14 protein-coding genes are annotated in these 16495 nt (G+C 60.2%); 9 read left to right on the forward strand and 5 right to left on the reverse strand.

Annotated elements, in window-relative coordinates:
* The first annotated feature begins 78 nt into the window (after positions 1–78).
* Positions 79–999, forward strand: coding sequence for an ACR3 family arsenite efflux transporter (gene arsB, locus ABRP66_RS01345; RefSeq protein ID WP_349838279.1), 921 nt, complete (start codon positions 79–81; stop codon positions 997–999).
* Here arsB and ABRP66_RS01350 read toward each other — a convergent pair.
* Positions 996–1763 (reverse strand): hypothetical protein, encoded by a 768-nt coding sequence (locus ABRP66_RS01350; protein ID WP_349838218.1) that lies wholly within the window; start codon positions 1761–1763, stop codon positions 996–998. The two genes, arsB and ABRP66_RS01350, sit on opposite strands and share 4 nt — an antisense overlap.
* Before the next feature lie 224 nt (positions 1764–1987).
* Here ABRP66_RS01350 and ABRP66_RS01355 point away from each other — a divergent pair, with 224 nt between their 5' ends.
* From ABRP66_RS01355 to ABRP66_RS01385, 7 genes are all read left to right on the forward strand, one after another.
* Positions 1988–5845: a translation initiation factor IF-2 N-terminal domain-containing protein gene (locus tag ABRP66_RS01355; RefSeq protein WP_349838219.1), complete on the forward strand. Its 3858-nt coding sequence runs from the start codon at positions 1988–1990 to the stop codon at positions 5843–5845.
* 224 nt (positions 5846–6069) lie between these two features.
* Complete coding sequence (gene rplU, locus ABRP66_RS01360) at positions 6070–6375, forward strand: 50S ribosomal protein L21 (RefSeq protein ID WP_023023542.1); 306 nt, start codon at positions 6070–6072, stop codon at positions 6373–6375.
* Between the two features lie 43 nt (positions 6376–6418).
* On the forward strand, positions 6419–6697 hold the full coding sequence (gene rpmA, locus ABRP66_RS01365) for a 50S ribosomal protein L27 (RefSeq protein ID WP_005277951.1): 279 nt from the start codon (positions 6419–6421) through the stop codon (positions 6695–6697).
* Between the two features lie 172 nt (positions 6698–6869).
* Complete coding sequence (gene obgE, locus ABRP66_RS01370) at positions 6870–8402, forward strand: GTPase ObgE (protein ID WP_023023539.1); 1533 nt, start codon at positions 6870–6872, stop codon at positions 8400–8402.
* A 140-nt stretch (positions 8403–8542) separates the two neighbouring features.
* A complete protein-coding gene (proB, locus tag ABRP66_RS01375) occupies positions 8543–9775 on the forward strand; it encodes a glutamate 5-kinase (protein WP_284770221.1) in 1233 nt (410 codons plus the stop codon).
* A 22-nt stretch (positions 9776–9797) separates the two neighbouring features.
* Complete coding sequence (locus ABRP66_RS01380) at positions 9798–10727, forward strand: D-isomer specific 2-hydroxyacid dehydrogenase family protein (protein WP_284770222.1); 930 nt, start codon at positions 9798–9800, stop codon at positions 10725–10727.
* Between the two features lie 171 nt (positions 10728–10898).
* Complete coding sequence (locus ABRP66_RS01385; RefSeq protein ID WP_349838220.1) at positions 10899–11573, forward strand: metal-dependent transcriptional regulator; 675 nt, start codon at positions 10899–10901, stop codon at positions 11571–11573.
* Between the two features lie 48 nt (positions 11574–11621).
* On the opposite strand, the gene ABRP66_RS01390 is transcribed toward ABRP66_RS01385, so the two are convergent.
* From ABRP66_RS01390 to ABRP66_RS01405, 4 genes are read right to left on the reverse strand one after another with little or no spacing between them, the layout of a single operon-like run.
* Entirely contained in the window at positions 11622–12419 is a 798-nt protein-coding gene (locus tag ABRP66_RS01390; protein ID WP_349838222.1) for a metal ABC transporter permease, read from the reverse strand.
* On the reverse strand, positions 12407–13231 hold the full coding sequence (locus ABRP66_RS01395) for a metal ABC transporter permease (RefSeq protein ID WP_349838223.1): 825 nt from the start codon (positions 13229–13231) through the stop codon (positions 12407–12409). The genes ABRP66_RS01390 and ABRP66_RS01395 overlap by 13 nt, the downstream gene beginning before the upstream one ends.
* Complete coding sequence (locus ABRP66_RS01400; protein WP_284853590.1) at positions 13228–13926, reverse strand: metal ABC transporter ATP-binding protein; 699 nt, start codon at positions 13924–13926, stop codon at positions 13228–13230. Before ABRP66_RS01400 ends, ABRP66_RS01395 begins: the two co-directional genes overlap by 4 nt.
* Positions 13923–15002: a metal ABC transporter substrate-binding protein gene (locus ABRP66_RS01405; RefSeq protein ID WP_284853589.1), complete on the reverse strand. Its 1080-nt coding sequence runs from the start codon at positions 15000–15002 to the stop codon at positions 13923–13925. Before ABRP66_RS01405 ends, ABRP66_RS01400 begins: the two co-directional genes overlap by 4 nt.
* 223 nt (positions 15003–15225) lie before the next feature.
* On the opposite strand from ABRP66_RS01405, the gene ABRP66_RS01410 reads away from it, so the two are divergent.
* On the forward strand, positions 15226–16494 hold the full coding sequence (locus tag ABRP66_RS01410) for a glutamate-5-semialdehyde dehydrogenase (protein ID WP_284853588.1): 1269 nt from the start codon (positions 15226–15228) through the stop codon (positions 16492–16494).
* Position 16495: the final 1 nt, after the last annotated feature.

Raw genomic sequence — 16495 nt, forward strand, 5'->3', positions numbered from 1 at the left:
AGCACGTGCTGGCCCCTGACACCATCACACTGCATGCTCTATCGAAAGGTAGAAACACCACTCAAACGGACTTGACCTATTTCCCTTCCAATCGCTTTAGGGCTGCTGGTGATGATGTATCCACCACTTGCTAAAGTGCGCTATGAAAAGACCCGGGAGATTGCCACTGACAGACGGCTGATGACCGTGTCAATCGTTTTGAATTGGCTTGTAGGGCCAGCATTCATGTTCGCACTGGCCTGGCTATTCTTGGCGGATCAACCCGAGTTGCGCACGGGTCTTATTATTGTCGGTCTTGCCCGTTGCATCGCCATGGTCTTGGTGTGGTCAGACCTATCCTGCGGTGACCGAGAAGCCACGGCAGTATTAGTAGCAATCAACTCCGTTTTCCAAGTTGCGATGTTCGGAGTCCTGGGGTGGTTCTACCTGCAGATACTGCCGGGATGGCTGGGCCTTGATACCACCTCTGTCGAATTTTCTTTCTGGTCCATTGTTACTTCGGTGCTCGTATTCTTAGGAATTCCGCTTTTGCTCGGGGTTATCTCCCGAGTATGGGCCGAGAAAACTAAGGGCCGTGAGTGGTTTGAAAACCGTTACCTTCCCGCTGTGTCTCCTTTAGCAATGATCGGTTTGCTGTACACAATCGTCTTACTGTTCTCCCTGCAGGGAGAACAGCTCGTGGAGCAGCCGATAGCGGTGGTTAGGGTAGCGGTGCCTCTGATGCTGTACTTTGTCGGGATGTTCTTTCTGGCTTTGGGCGTAGCTAAAGCTGCCGGAATGAATTATGCACAGTCTGCCTCAGTGGCCTTTACCGCAGCGGGAAATAATTTTGAGTTAGCCATCGCGGTGTCCATCGGTACCTTTGGTGCCACCTCTGCTCAAGCGTTAGCCGGTACCATTGGGCCTCTTGTTGAAATTCCGGTTTTGGTTGGCTTGGTATACGTAATGCTCTGGATTGGTCCCAAGTTATTTCCAGGAGACCCGAGTCTGCCGAATTAGCGTCTGCCAAGTTGATACAGGCACCGCACTCCAGTAGGGGTGAGGGTGATGCGCCAGCTTTCTATTTTCGAGCGCAGGCCAATATTTTCTACCTTCACTAGCCCATGCTTTTTTAGTTCCTGGAGCGCATCGGACAGGGGATCTAGCTCCACCTGCATCAGGCGGGACAAAGCCTTAGTGGTGGTCGTATTGCCCTGGACGGCCCCGGCGGTGACGAGGGCGGTGAGGATATCGAGGTGGGCATCGGCAAGCTGCATGGCACTATCCGTGACCCCTTCTAAGGGATCTTCAGCCACGATGCGCTGCATGCGGCGGCGGCCAATGCGGAAGGACTGGGAAAACATGGCCCACAAGCCCAGCGGGAGTGCGAACGCCGACACCGCGCCGGTTAAGATACCTTCCACGGGTGGGGCCAGGGAAATGTCCGGCAACCAGCCAGCCGCGGATAGCGGGGCCATGGCCAGCGGTAGGGCAAGTGGAATTACTGGCGCCCAATAAGCAATGGCAGGGTAATCGCCCTCGAGGTAGACATCCTGACTAGCTCCAATAGAGCGGGGATAATGGCGGATGAGGTGGACCAATCCAATGACCGCAAAGACCGCAAAAACGCCTGCGCCCATCAGCATGTAGCTGGCCCCCGTTTGGGCAAAACCGAGGGCAAAGCCGGCCGGAACGCCGAATAAGCACGCCTCTTTCGGCGTAATCTCATTGCGCTGCCGGTACTGCGATAATGTCCGGGCGGGACGTGGTGCCAGTTCTGCCATAATTTCAAACGTATCATCGCCCACAGCCTGCTCGCTCCGCCAGGATTCTGTGACACAATGGAACTCACGCGCAGCGCGCGCATAATTTCATAACCCCACAAGCTTTAACGCAGTGCGTTTATCGTGGCTATTCGTGCGGCAGCGGCACAGTTCCTCTAGGGGCTGTGCCTGCGCCCGAGTAGCTGGCGCACCATACAATCGAAGTACAGGAGTAAGCCCAACTAATGGCGGCACAGAACTCTCAAGAAACAACTGAAAACCTACAGGCAGCTGCGGCTTTGGCCCAGCGAATAGATCCGAGCGAGCTCAAAGATAAAACCCGCGTGTATGCCTTGGCCAAAAAGCTCGGCCTATCATCACGCCAGCTGGTGGCTCAGCTGAAGGACATGGGCCTGAATAAGACCGCGCAGAGCTCCATTACCTGCGCGGAAGCCGGCGACCTCTTTGCGGCTTTGGCGCGCCACGCCGGCGCTGCGGAGGCGGGACAGTCGGCAGCCGCGGACGAGAACCCAGAGGACGCAAAGCCCGAGGTCAAGGCCAAAACCACCAAGCGGGCTCGGCGCGCCCGCAAGGCCACGAAGAAGTCCGCACCCGCGGCAAAGAAGGAACCGGCGCGGGCCGATGCCGCGGTGGGAGATAGCGCTCCGGCTGAAAGCACTGCTGCCGATGGGGAAGGAGAAAAGAACCTGCGCTACCGCGTGCGCAAGAACGTGGACAATGAAATCTCCCAGATTGAGGAAAAGGTCGATGCTTCGCTGGTAAAGAGCGCACTGCCGGATGTAAAGCAGGCGCCGGATCGTCTGCCGGATCCTGAGCCGTCGAACGCGCCCGCGCGCGCTGAAGATGATGCCGATGCTAATGCCACCGACGCTGCCGCTGCCGGAGCTGGCGAAGCGACTGGGACCGTGGATCCGGCCAAGCTGCATGAGGTGCTGGCAGAGGCCGGCGAGGACTTCGACGATGATTACTATGCCCCGCGCATAGTCCCGCGCGCGGAGACGGACGACGATTCCGCTGCGTATGACTTCGCGCCGCTGTTTATGCCGCCGCAGCAGCAGGACGCCGCCGAGCTTGGTGAGGATGAGGCCGCGGACATGGCGGCGATCGCTGAAGCCGCTGATGCGGCGGAACCTGGCGACGACGCAGAGCCGGACGAGGCCGAGGTAGACAATAAGGCGTCGCGCGGGGGTTCTGACAAGCGTCGCCGCGGCCGCCGTGGTACCTCCCGTGGGCGCGGCGTGCACGAGAACGCCAAGAAGGATGTGGCGGATAAGGAGCCGGAGCTTATCGATGAGCCCAAGGCCATCCGTGGCTCCACCCGCATCGAGGCACAGAAGCGCCGCCGCGCAGAATTGCGCGAAAAGGGCCGCGAGCGCCAGCACATCGTGTCCCAGGCGGAATTTTTGGCGCGGCGCGAGGCCGTGAAACGCACCATGGTGGTGCGCGATAAGCAGCGCGAGGACGGCGCGGGCATCGTCACGCAGGTGGGCGTGCTTGAAGATGACCTCTTGGTCGAGCACTTCGTTACCACCGAGGCCCAAGCCTCCCTCATTGGCAATATTTACTTAGGCCGCGTGCAAAACGTCTTGCCATCCATGGAGGCGGCATTCGTGGACATCGGCCAGGGCCGCAATGGTGTGCTTTATGCTGGCGAGATTGACTGGCGCAAGACCAAATTGCACGGGCGGTCCCGCAAGGTTGAAAATACCCTGAAATCCGGCGATCAAATCTTGGTGCAGGTGGCAAAGGACCCGATTGGCCACAAGGGTGCGCGCCTGACCACCCGGATTTCCTTGGCCGGGCGCTACCTCGTCTACGTACCAGGCGGCCGCAGTGCTGGAATTTCGCGCAAGCTGCCGGCACCGGAGCGCAAGCGCTTAAAGGACATCTTGGGCCGCGTGGTGCCAGGCGATGGCGGAGCCATCATCCGTACCGCTGCCGAAAACGTTCCCGAGGAGGCCATTGCAGCAGATGTGCAGCGCCTGCATAACCGGTGGGAAGATATTTCCACCCAAGCTAAGAAGGAAAAATCCTCCAAGGGTGCTAAGCCGGTCACGCTCTATGAAGAGCCGAATATGCTCATCAAGGTCGTCCGGGATCTCTTCAACGAAGACTTCCATCGCCTGATCGTGGACGGGAAGCGTTCCTTTAATACGGTCAATGCCTACGTGGAATCCATGGCCCCGGACCTTGCAGACCGCGTGGTGCGCTATAAGCCCAAGGACCACGGCGGCCAGGATGCCTTTGCCGCCTACCGCATTGATGAGCAGCTGCATAAGGCGCTCTCGCGCAAGGTATGGCTGCCATCTGGCGGCACCTTGGTCATCGATCGTACCGAGGCCATGACCGTCATCGATGTCAACACCGGCAAGTTCACCGGCTCCGGCGGCAACCTGGAAGAGACCGTGACCCGCAATAACCTGGAGGCGGCCGAAGAAATCGTGCGCCAGATGCGCCTGCGCGATCTGGGCGGCATGATCGTGGTGGACTTTATTGACATGGTCTTGCCGGAAAACCAGGACCTGGTTTTGCGCCGCCTGAAGGAGGCCCTGGGTCGCGACCGCACGCGCCACCAGGTATCCGAGGTTACCTCCCTGGGCTTGGTGCAAATGACGCGCAAGCGCTTGGGCACCGGCCTGGTAGAGACCTTTTCTACCGAGTGTGAGCACTGCCATGGCCGCGGCATCATCATCCACGAGTACCCGGTCGATGAAGCTGAAGACAACCACTCCGGCCAGCATTCGCACGGTTCCTCCAAGTCGCACAAGAAGCCAGACCACGATCCCCAGCAGCACCCGGCTGCCGTGGCCATGCACGAGCATGACGATGAAGACGAGCGCGCGGAGAAGAAGGGCCAGAAGCACCACAAGGGGCATAAGGCCGCTAACCAGCCGCAGAAGTACCAAAAGACCAACGCTCCCCTCTACAGCAGCGAGGACGAGCAGTCACCGTCGCTGGAGGAGCTCGTGGCCAATGTCGTCGTAGACGATGAGACCGCCGACTCCACACAGAAGGCCCCACAGAAGCGAGCCGACAACGCCCGCGGACACCGTGACGAGCGCAGCCGTGGCCGCAGCGAAGACAAGCAGAAGAAGCGCCGCCGAGTGCAGAAGAAGTCTGAGGTCTCTGAAATCGAGGCCATCGCCTATGCTGCGGCAGAAAACGCTGCCGAAAGCGATGAGGTACAGGAATTTAATTCCTATGTGTCCGATGGCCAAGAATCACCGGCGAAGGAGAAGAAGCGCACCCAGCGGGGCAAGAAGCCGCGCCGGGCAACGAGGACCTCGCCCGCTTCCCGCCGCGTGCAGGAGCAGCAGAAACAGCGCCAGCAGGCGGCTGAAGAGAAGAAGGCGGTAGCTACCGATGCCCCGGAGAAGACCTACGAGGAGGCAGTAGCCGAGTTTGAGGCTTCTCCGCGCCGGAAGCGGCGCACGCGCGGAAATTCGCGTTCCGATAATCGCCCGCGCCCAGAGGCTTTTGCCCAGCTACAAAAAGAGGAATCCACGGGTTCCGCCGAGAAGTCACGCGGTGACGGTGCGGCACAGCAGGACGCCGAGCAGCAAAAGCCTCGCAGCAAGTCACGCGGGCGTGGTCGGCGTCGCAGCGTTCGCACCCAGCCAAATTCCCGCCGGGCAAATGTGCGGGCCTCGCACCGGGCAAACGCGCAGGATGTAAAGCAGGACGACAAGCGCGGGGACACCTCGCGAACTGCGGAGCAGCGTCACGAGAATATCAGTGGCGGGAAGAATAAATCCTCGGTACAGGGAGGCCGTCGCGGCAAGCGCCGGGTGGTGCGTACGAACCCGAGGGATAAGGCCACCTCGCACAATGCGGGTGGCCCAACGGCTACACCTGTTCAAGGGGAGAAGGATTCCCAGAAGGCTAGTGCTCCGCAGACTGAAACCAAGGTCATTCGCCGCGGGAAGAAGCGCGCGGTGAAAAAGACCGGGGCGCCGGCAGCGGCCGCGCGGCAGGAACGTACTGGGGAAAAGGCGTCCACTAACGCGCCGGAGACCCCGCAGACTGGTGCTAAGGACGCGGGCCGGCGGCGGCGCCGCGTAGCACGGCGAGCTACTTCCTAGGGCATCGCCACGCGGGTGCGAAGTGCGTGGTTTGTATTTTGTACCCGCGGCGGGGTAGTCTTTGACAGTCGCTGTTTAGAACTCTCGGCGCTGGATCAGCCCACAATTGCCGCCCGGTGATTGCGGACATGTTCGCGCGGGGTCTGAACGCAATATGTAAGTGTCCATTCGGATAACGGCCTGGATGCCGTGTCCGAGCGAGTTTAGATAAGGGGTAACCCTCTATGTACGCGATCGTCAAGACCGGCGGCAAGCAGTACAAGGTTGCTGAAGGTGACCTCGTCAAGGTCGAGAAGATCGAGGGTGAGCCAGGCTCTGCCGTGGCTCTCACCCCGGTTCTGCTCGTCGATGGCGCCGCTGTGAAGTCCAAGGCTTCCGACTTGGAGAAGGTTTCCGTTGCTGCGGAAATCGTTGAACAGGGTAAAGGTCCAAAGATTGATATCTTGAAGTACAAGAACAAGACTGGTTACAAGAGGCGTTTGGGTCACCGCCAGCCTCAGACCACCTTGAAGATCACCGGTATCAAGTAAGCCTTAACCGGGCTGCAAATCATCCCCGAAGGAGGGAAACGACATGGCACACAAGAAGGGTGCTTCCAGCTCCAGCAACGGTCGCGATTCCGAGTCCAAGCGCCTCGGCGTCAAGCGCTTCGGTGGTCAGCAGGTTAACGCCGGCGAGATCATCGTGCGTCAGCGCGGCACCAAGTTCCACCCAGGTGAGAACGTTGGTCGCGGCGGCGATGACACCTTGTTCGCACTTGCTGCTGGCTCCGTGAAGTTCGGCATCAAGCGCGGCCGTCGGATGGTCAACATCATCCCGGCTGAAGAGGTTGCTGCAGAAGCTACTGCTTAAGCACGACCGCAGCAGTCAATCCTCGGGCAGCTTTCACTACGGGTGAGGGCAGCTCGAGGATTTTCTCGTTTTACCTCCCACTGTGCTGGCAGGGCATGGGTTGGAGTCCGAGCTTGGCTACGCATTACACTGGCTAAGACAATAGATTTAAATAAGAAGGGTGTGGCACATCATGGCACGATTTATTGACCGCGTCGTCTTGCACTTACAGGCTGGCGACGGTGGGCATGGCTGTGTGTCTGTCCACCGCGAGAAATTCAAGCCATTGGGCGGACCGGATGGCGGCAATGGCGGCCACGGTGGCGACATTGTTTTGGAGGTCTCAGAGCAGATCCATACCTTGATGGACTTCCACTACCGCCCGCATATTAAGGCCGAGCGCGGTGGTAACGGTGCCGGCGATATGCGCAATGGCGCGCGCGGTGAGGACCTGATTCTGGAGGTTCCCGCAGGTACGGTTGTGCGCACGGAAAAGGGTGAGACCTTGGCGGATCTTACTGTGCCGGGCACGCGTTTCGTCGCGGCCGAGGGCGGTTTTGGCGGCTTGGGCAACGCGGCGTTGGCGTCTAAGAACCGCAAGGCACCGGGCTTTGCGCTGCAGGGCGAGCCGGGCCAAGCTCATGATTTGGTGCTCGAGCTGAAATCCATGGCGGATGTGGGGCTTGTGGGATTTCCTTCGGCGGGCAAGTCCTCGTTGATCTCTGTGCTGTCTGCAGCCAAGCCGAAGATTGGTGACTACCCGTTTACCACCCTGCAGCCCAACTTGGGTGTGGTGGATATGGGCGATAGCTCCTTTACCATTGCAGATGTCCCTGGTCTTATCCCTGGCGCCGCCGATGGCAAAGGCTTGGGGCTAGACTTCTTGCGCCACATCGAGCGCACGGCCGTGCTGGCCCACGTCGTTGATACCGCATCCATCGAGCCGGGCCGCGACCCGGAATCCGATATTGAGGCGCTGGAAAATGAGCTGGCCAAATACCAGGAAGCGCTAGAAAGCGATACCGGCTTGGGTGACCTGCGCGAGCGCCCGCGCGTTATCATTTTGAATAAGGCCGATGTGCCGGAAGCAGAAGAGCTTGCGGAGTTCGTCAAGGATGACCTGAAGGAAAAGTTTGGCTGGCCGGTGTTTATCATTTCTGCGGCAGCGCGTAAGGGTTTGGACCCGCTGAAATTCAAGCTCATGGAAATGGTCACCGAGCACCACAAGGCACAGCCTAAGCCGAAGCGGGATCCTTCCCATACCGTTATTCACCCCAAGGCCCAAGCGCATAAGAAAAACACCGGCAGCTTCGCAGACTTTAGCGTGCGACCGGATCCAGAAGTGCAGGGCGGATTCATCGTGGAAGGCGAAAAGATCGAGCGCTGGATCACCCAGACCGACTTTGAAAACGATGAGGCCGTGGGCTACTTGGCGGACCGCCTGGCCAAGGCCGGTGTGGAAGACGAGCTGCACAAGCAGGGCGCGGTGGAAGGCTGTCCCGTTACCATCGGCGGCATTACCTTCGAATGGGAGCCGATGACCGGCGGCGATCCCACTATGGCCAGCCGCGGCGAGGATGCCCGCCTCAAAGGCACTAATCGCGTGTCGGCTGCGGAGCGCAAGCGTGCTTCCCAAGCCCGGCGTGGCTTGGTTGATGAGCTCGACTACGGAGACGAGGAAGAGATCACCCGTGAAGGCGCTAACCGTGACCGGTGGCAGGGTTAGTCGTTAACTTCCAGTGAAGGGAAGTGGGGGCAATTCCACCGGATGATTGCCCCCAGTTCAGACGCATTATGCTGCGCACATGGGGGAAATGTGCCCCAATGAAGGGGGCGGGCGGCATAAGCTTTGTACACTATTGAGTTATGTCTGCTGATCAACAGAAAGAGCCCATTCTTCCGCTCCCCGTAGAGCCGTTTGATGGCCCTACCGCTGATACTCCGTTCCCCGAAGCCCTTGATGAAAACCCGATAGCCTCCGGGTTTGAATCCGAATTGCGCAACTCTATCGCTGAGGCCAAGCGCGTCGTTGTAAAGATTGGTTCCTCGTCGCTGACGGATGAGAATTTCCGCGTGGCGCAGGAAAAGATCGATCACATCGTTGATGCTGTCCACGCACGCATGGGACGCTCCGATGTCATCATCGTTTCCTCCGGTGCGGTTGCTGCCGGTATGGGCCCGCTCGGCCTGCACCAGCGCCCCACCGACCTCGCTACGAAGCAGGCCTCGGCGTCTGTGGGCCAGGTTCACCTAGCCTATGAGTGGGGCCGTTCCTTTGCGCGCTACCAGCGCACCATCGGTCAGGTGCTGCTTACGGCGTCCGATGCCGGGCACCGCGACCGCGCCCGCAACGCGCAGCGCACCATTGATCGCCTGCGCCAGCTGCGCACCATTCCCATCGTGAACGAAAACGACGCCGTTGCTACCTCGGAGATGCACTTTGGCGATAACGACCGCCTATCGGCCTTGGTCGCAAATTTGGTGGGCGCAGACGCGCTCTTCCTGTTCTCTGACGTTGATGGCCTCTATGACAAGAACCCGGCCGAGCCGGATGCGAAGTTCATCGACGAGGTGCGCACCGGTAAGGATCTTAAGGGCGTTGTTGCAGGCGATGGCGGCAAGGTTGGCACCGGCGGTATGGCCACGAAGGTCTCGGCCGCCCGCCTGGCCACCCGCGGCGGCATTCCAGTGCTGTTGACCTCCACCGATAATATTGGCCCCGCGCTTTCCGATGCCTCCGTGGGCACCGTCTTCCACACCCGCGAGGAACGCCAGCTTTCGGCCTGGAAGTTCTGGGCACTCTACTGCGCCGATACCGGCGGAGCCGTGCGCCTGGATGAGGGTGCGAAGGAAGCCGTGACCAAGGGCGGTACCTCCTTGCTTGCCGTGGGTATTACCGATGTCCGCGGTGAATTCAACAAGGGCGAGATCATCGATATCTTGGGCCCGAAGGGCGAGGTTATCGGCCGCGGTGAGGTCCGCTTCGATTCCGAGGAATTGAACGCGATCAAGGGCATGCAGATGAGCGAGCTGCCAGAAGATAAGCGCCGCTCCGTCGTGCACGCGGATTACCTTTCCAACTTCGCCTCGCGCATCTAGCCGCGTGCCGTACGCTGGTCCCATGAAGTATTTTATGGGACCAGAAACCTGGCAGCCGATGGTCGATGACTTAAGCGCTGCCGGCCACGAACGCGTAGAAAACCTCGAAGACGCAGAGGTCTATGTCAATAACACACCCAGCCCGCGCCGCATCCCAGAGATGCCGGACAATATTCGCTGGGTGCAGCATTGTTTTACCGGTGTAAACCAACTCATTGATGCTGGATTGATTACCTCTGAGGGATTGCCGTGGTGCAATTCCGCCGGTGCCTTTGCCAAGCCGGTGGCTGAATGCGCCTTGGGCCTCCTGCTCTCCCAGGCCCACCAGCACAAGGCCTTTACACAGGCCGGCACCTGGTCGGTGGCTAAGGAACTGGATGAGGCGCAGGAGTGGATCTATGACCAGCAGGGGCCGAAGAAGGTAGCGATTTTGGGTGCTGGGGGCATCGGCAAGCAACTCATTGCCCTGCTCAAGCCCTTCAGGGTCCACATCACCGCCGTGAATCGCTCTGGGCGCCCCGTGGAGGGCGCCGATGAGGTGGTGGCCATGGCTGATGCCGCGCACGTGTGGGGCGAGGCCGATGTTATTTTCTGCATCCTGCCCGCCACGCAGGAAACGGAGGGGCTAATCGATGCCGCGAAGTTCCGCGCCATGAAACCGTCCGCGCTGTTTATCAACGTCGGGCGCGGCAGCACCGTGGTTACCGATGATCTGGTGGATGCCCTGCGCGAGGGCGAAATTGCAGGCGCTGGCTTGGAAGTCGTGGACCCAGAGCCGCTTCCTGATGGCCACCCGCTGCTCTCCCTGCCCAATTGCACCATGACCCCGCACATCGGGGCGACAAAGCACGTGGCGCAGTACCACATGGGCGATATTTTCAATGCGAATGCCGCCGCGTGGGAGAAGGGAGAGTCCATGCCCACCCAGGTAGATCCGGAGGCGGGATACTAGAAAAATCAAAAGCCACGGACAGCGAAGGCTGAGTGCGTCGTGTGTGTACCGAAGAAAGGACGTACCGCCCACTGTCCGTGGCAAGTGAAATTAAAAGTTCAACGTGTTGAACTACTATTAATTTAACACTTATCCCAGGACGACACAAGCACGATTACTAAGATGGTGGACATGCACCTAGAAGAACTCCCTACCCGTAGCCAGGACTACCTCAAGGTTCTGTGGGACTTATCGGAGCATTCCGGGGGTGCCCCAGTGGCGCTGAAGGATGTGGCGGGCCGCCTGGAACAAAAGGTGCCCACTGCCTCCGAGGCGATTAGAAAGCTCGCCGCCCAAGGTCTGGTGGAGCATGAGCGCTATCAGGGCGTCTCATTGAGCCCTGCGGGCCGCGAGCTGGCGATGCAGATGGTGCGCCGCCACCGGCTTTTAGAAACCTTCTTGGTAGAGACCCTGGATTATTCCTGGGACGAGGTGCACGAGGACGCTGACCGCCTCGAGCACGCCTGCTCCGATCGTTTTATTGGCCGCATCGATGCGCTGCTGGGGTCCCCTGACCGCGATCCACACGGCGATCCCATTCCCGATGTCGGCGGTGGCATCGAGGATCTCGGCACGCTCACGCTCGCCAGCGCCCCGCTCGATGCGCCCGTGACCGTGGAGCGCGTCTGCGATGAGGATCCAGGCCTGTTGCGCTACCTCGACCGCTTTGGTGTGGAGCTGGGCAATAAGCTGTGCGTCAGCGATAGCGTGGCTGGCCTGTTGACGGTGCAGACCGAAGGCGGCGAGATGTCGCTGGCGGAGGTGGCCGCCCGCGAGATCACAGTCCGCCTTGCTTCGAACAATTAACGCGCGGCGCAGAATGGCGCCGCGCGCTAGGAAACCGCCTTATAGGCGCTAGGAAACCGCCTTATAGGCCGCCATGCTGGTGAGGTAAAAGACGCCCGCCACAATGGCGATGGTGCCGCCGGCCGAAAGGCTTAAGTGAGCGGCGAGAAAAAGCCCGGCGACCGCGGTGGTGATGCCAATGATGCCAGCCCCGATAAGCAGCACCTCCGGCCGCGATACCCACGGGCGCAGGCCCGCGGCTGGGGCCACGAGCAAAGCGATGGACAAGATGGTGCCGACGGCGGGGATGACGACGGCCATCGTCAAGCAGATAAGGCCGAACGTCAGGGCATCGTAAAGCCCGCTATGTGGGGACGTGGTGGGGTCGAAATACGCCTGGAAGAGGCGGCGCCGGCAGGCCAATACCGCCAATAAACTGACAACGACTAAGCCGGCCGCGACGGCGACATCGCGGTGGTTAACCGTAGTAAGCGAGCCCACCAGGAAGCTATCGACGTGCAGCGGCAACGGCTGAAACCAACGTAGCAGCAAAATGCCCAGCGCAAAGCCCAGAGTGAGCGTGGTGCCCGCCGCAGCGGTAGAGGATACGCCATGCACCCTGCCCAGGTAATGCATGAAAATCGCCAGCGGAATGCAGACCGCCACGGAGCCGAGCATGAGCCCATCGCTCAAGTTGGCGCCCAGCGCATTGGCTACGACGACGCCGATAACCGCGCCGGGAAAAGTGCCGTGAGAAAGGCTCTCTGCAAAAAAGACGCGGTTGCCCAGCACCATGAGCGTGCCCACCAGCCCGGAAAGGCAGCCCACCGCGATGGCTTCGAGGAATGGCAATGTTAAGACCCCCATATGCGCCTGCCTAAAAGTGCGAGCGGAACGGTTAGGGACAGCGACAGCGCGACGATGGCCTGCGGGGAAATCTGGTGGGAGGTTACCGAAAGCATGAGCCACAGGCCCACGCATACGGCTAGCACCGCGCCGACCAATGCCCACAGGAGCATCTGCACCGGGGTGCTGGCTAAGACGCGCCCGACCAGGCCTGGTACCACGACGAAACCCAAGACGAGCAACACGCCAATGGCGGAGCTCGCGGCGACGACGATTAGGCCCACCGCTACGTTGGCAGTGACATCGATTAGCCCCACGCGGATGCCGGTGGCGCGCGCGGATTGGCGGTCAAAGGCGACGGCTACTTGCGAGCGCCAGGTGGCCAGGATGAGCAGGGCGGCAACCACGCACAAGATGATCGAGGGGATCATGCGGTCAGTGGTGATATCGAGCAAGCGGCCAAACATAAGGGCCTCTAGCTGGCCGGAACGATCCCCTACGGCGAGGCTGATGACCACGCCGATGCCATACATCAAGGTCAGCACCACGGCGGTGCCGGATTCATGATCGTGGCCATCGCTGCCGGAATTAAGGCGCGCCAAAATGAGCACTGCGACGCCAGCAGCTATGGCGGCGCCGGGCAAGATGCCGGGAAAGCCCGCCACGGCCAGGCCAATGACGATGCCCGGGAATACCGAGTGGACCAGCGCCTCAACGCTAAATTCCATGCGGCGCAGGTTGACCACCACGCTGATCACCGCGCCGGTCAGGGCTACGCACAGCAAAAACAGGGCCGCGCGCTGCATAAAGGGAGCAGTAAGCAGAAGCGTCACATGTCCCCCTGAAATACCGACGTGGCCTCCAGGTAGCGCTCGACTGCATCCTCGGTATCAAGGACCTCGCTGTGACCGTCCACGATGAGCATTCCGGCATCGCAGGCGCGCTGCGCCAAAATGGGATCGTGGGTGGAAATGAGCAGGGCAACCCCGCTTTCCTTAAGCTTGGCGATGATCCCTAAAAGCACCTGCCTGCTATCTTGATCCAGGCCATTGAAGGGCTCGTCCATGAGTACGAGGTCTGGGTGTGCGGCGAGCGCGCGGGCGATAAATATGCGTTGGCGCTGCCCGCCCGAGAGCTTGTCCCAGCGCGTCTTCGCCTTTTCCGCCATGCCGACGAGCTCTAGCGCTTGGGTGATCTGCGGGCGCAGGCGGCGCATGCTGCCCATACGCTCCCACCACGAGGCCTTGTTGAGTAAGCCCATTTCCACGACCCGGCAGGCGGTGACGGGGAAGGTGGGATCGCAGGTGTGGTGCTGGGGAACATATCCCAGCGTCGCCGTGCGCTCGTGCTCGCCGCGCAGGGTGGCAAGGCCAGCGATGGCCTTTAAGAGCGTGGACTTACCAGCACCATTAGCCCCCAGCAGCGCGATGGCCTCACCTTCGTGGATGGACAAGGAGACATCGTCCACGATAGTGGTGGTGCCATAGCCGCAGGAGGCGTGGGAAAGCTTTAAAAGCGGTACACTCATTGCGCGTTATCCAGGCCTTCTGGCAGATCGGCCACTTCACCGTCCCAGGCATCTACCAGGGTGGTGACGTTGTGGATGATGGAGCCGATGTAGGTTGCACCGTCGCTATTTGGCACGCCCAAGGAATCGCCGTACAGGGCGTCTTCATCCGTAATGGCCTTGACCCCAGCGGCGCGGGCGATGGCCTCGATGGACTTAGAGTTATTGGAGTTTTCCGCGAAAATAGCCTTGGCGCCGGAATCGCGGACCTCCTTGGCTGCGTCCTCGATGTGCGAGGAAGTAGCGTCCTGCTGGTTATTGAAGTCCGTGAGCGCGGATCCGATGAATTCCACGTCATAGTCGTTGGAGAAGTAGCCGAAGGCATCGTGCGATGAAAAGAGCACGCGTTCCTGCTCAGGGACGGTCTCCAGGGACTCGGTGACCCATTTATCCAGCTCGTCGAGCTGCTTGGTGTACTTTTCGCCGACTTCCTTTACGGATGGCTCCTTATCGGCCAAGGCATCCACGATGTTTTCTACCTGGATCTTGGCGTTCTTGGGGGAGGTCCATACGTGCGGGTCGTGGGTGAATTCTGGTTCCTCGCCGTCCTCACCGGGGAAAGGCCACTCGCGCAGGTCTACCTTGTGCTTGGAATTGTCATCGCCTGCGGTGACAATGGTCTCGCCGTCAAAACCGGAGGACTCCACGGCGTTATCGAGGAAGTGCTCGAGATCGACGCCGTTTTTAAAGAGGAAGTCCGCATCCGCCATGGCACTCATCTGCTGCGGGGTCATCTCGTGCTCGTGCGCGCTGGCATTCGGCGCCAACAGGCAGGTGAGATCGAGGGTGGTATCGCCATCGCCCTCGGTGGTTTCCTTGCCGCTGGAATCCACCTTGTGCAGCGTCATGCCACCCTGGGCAATCTGGGTAAGGTAATCGCAGATCTGCGTGGTGGTGGCAACGGCCTTGATGGTCTGATCGTCGCCCGAACCGGAGCCCGCGTCGGAACCGTTGCCGCCGTCATTCGTGCTGCAGGCGGTGAGAGCGAGCCCGCTCAGAGTCAGCATCAGGCCCAGCTTGGCCACGTTCTTTTTCATAAATGCTCCTTTTTGCAGTGAAACCTATCAAGCAAAGAATAAACATACCCAAGTACCATTTTCAAGGTAATAAACATTAGGGTTTGAATTTGTGAGCTTTACTGCAGTTTCGGGCGAGGGAGGGGGAGGAGATTTCACTGCGTAGCCCGCACAATTGAGGAAAAGTGTGAGGTAAAAGACGGGCGGCTGAAAAACTCGGGCAGGTACGTTACTCTGGTATGACATGAGCAACACTGAACGCGAAGAAGTTCTGTCCAAAGCCCGTGCTGCTAAGGACGTTGCGCCCGTCGTGGCGCAGCTGTCCACGCCGCGCAAGAATGAAATCTTGCAGCGCGCAGCCGAAAATCTTATTGCCCACACCGATGACATCCTTGCTGCCAACCAGCAAGATATTGAGGCAGGCCGCGAGCGCGGCATGTCCGATTCCCTCATTGACCGCCTGACCCTGGACGCTGCCCGCGTCGGGGGCATTGCAGATGGCCTGCGTCAGGTCGCTGGCCTGCAAGACCCAGTAGGCGAGATCCTGCAGGGCCGCACCATGGATAACGGCATCCAGATGAAGCAGGTGCGCGTCCCGCTCGGCGTGATGGGCATGGTCTACGAGGCTCGCCCGAACGTCACCGTGGATGCTTTCGGCCTCGCCCTGAAGTCCGGTAATGTGCCGCTGCTGCGCGGTTCCAAGTCCGCGCGCAACTCCAATACCAAGCTGGTGGAGCTTCTGCAGGACACCCTTGCAGAGTTTGATTTGCCACGCGAGGTAGTCCAGCTACTGCCGTGTGAGACCCACGACTCCGTCCAAGACTTGATTACCGCCCGCGGCCTGGTGGATTTGGTTATCCCCCGCGGCGGCGCCAAGCTCATCGAGGCCGTGGTTACCGGCGCTACTGTTCCGGCCATCGAGACCGGTACCGGCAACTGCCACTTCTACATCGATGCCTCGGCCGATATGGACAAGGCCATCGACATGGTCATCAACGGCAAGACCCGCCGCACCTCGGTCTGCAACTCCACCGAGTGCGTGCTTATTGATGCCGCGCTTGATGATGCCACCAAGCTGCGCATCGTCCGCGCCCTCCAAGATGCAGACGTCACCGTCCATGGTGACGTAGACGAGCTCGAGGGCTTCGGTGCCACGGACGTTGTCCAGGCCACCGAAGAGGACTGGCGCGAAGAGTCGCTGTCCATGGATATCTGCGCCAAGGTGGTGGATGGCGTCGACGCTGCCATCGCGCACATCGCGGAATTTACCACCGGCCACACCGAGGGCATCGCGGCCCAGGATGCGGACGTCTTGGTTAAGTTCGGCAACGAGGTCGATGCCGCGGCCGTCATGCTCAACGCCTCCACTGCCTTTACCGATGGCGAGGTCTATGGCATGGGTGCAGAAATCGGTATTTCCACCCAGAAGCTGCACGCTCGTGGCCCAATGGCCCTGCCGGAGCTGACCTCTTCCAAGTGGGTCCTCCAAGGCACCGGTCACGTGCGCCCATAAG

This window comes from Corynebacterium sp. KPL2680 (assembly GCF_040225675.1).
Taxonomy (GTDB): Bacteria; Actinomycetota; Actinomycetes; order Mycobacteriales; family Mycobacteriaceae; genus Corynebacterium; species Corynebacterium rhinophilum.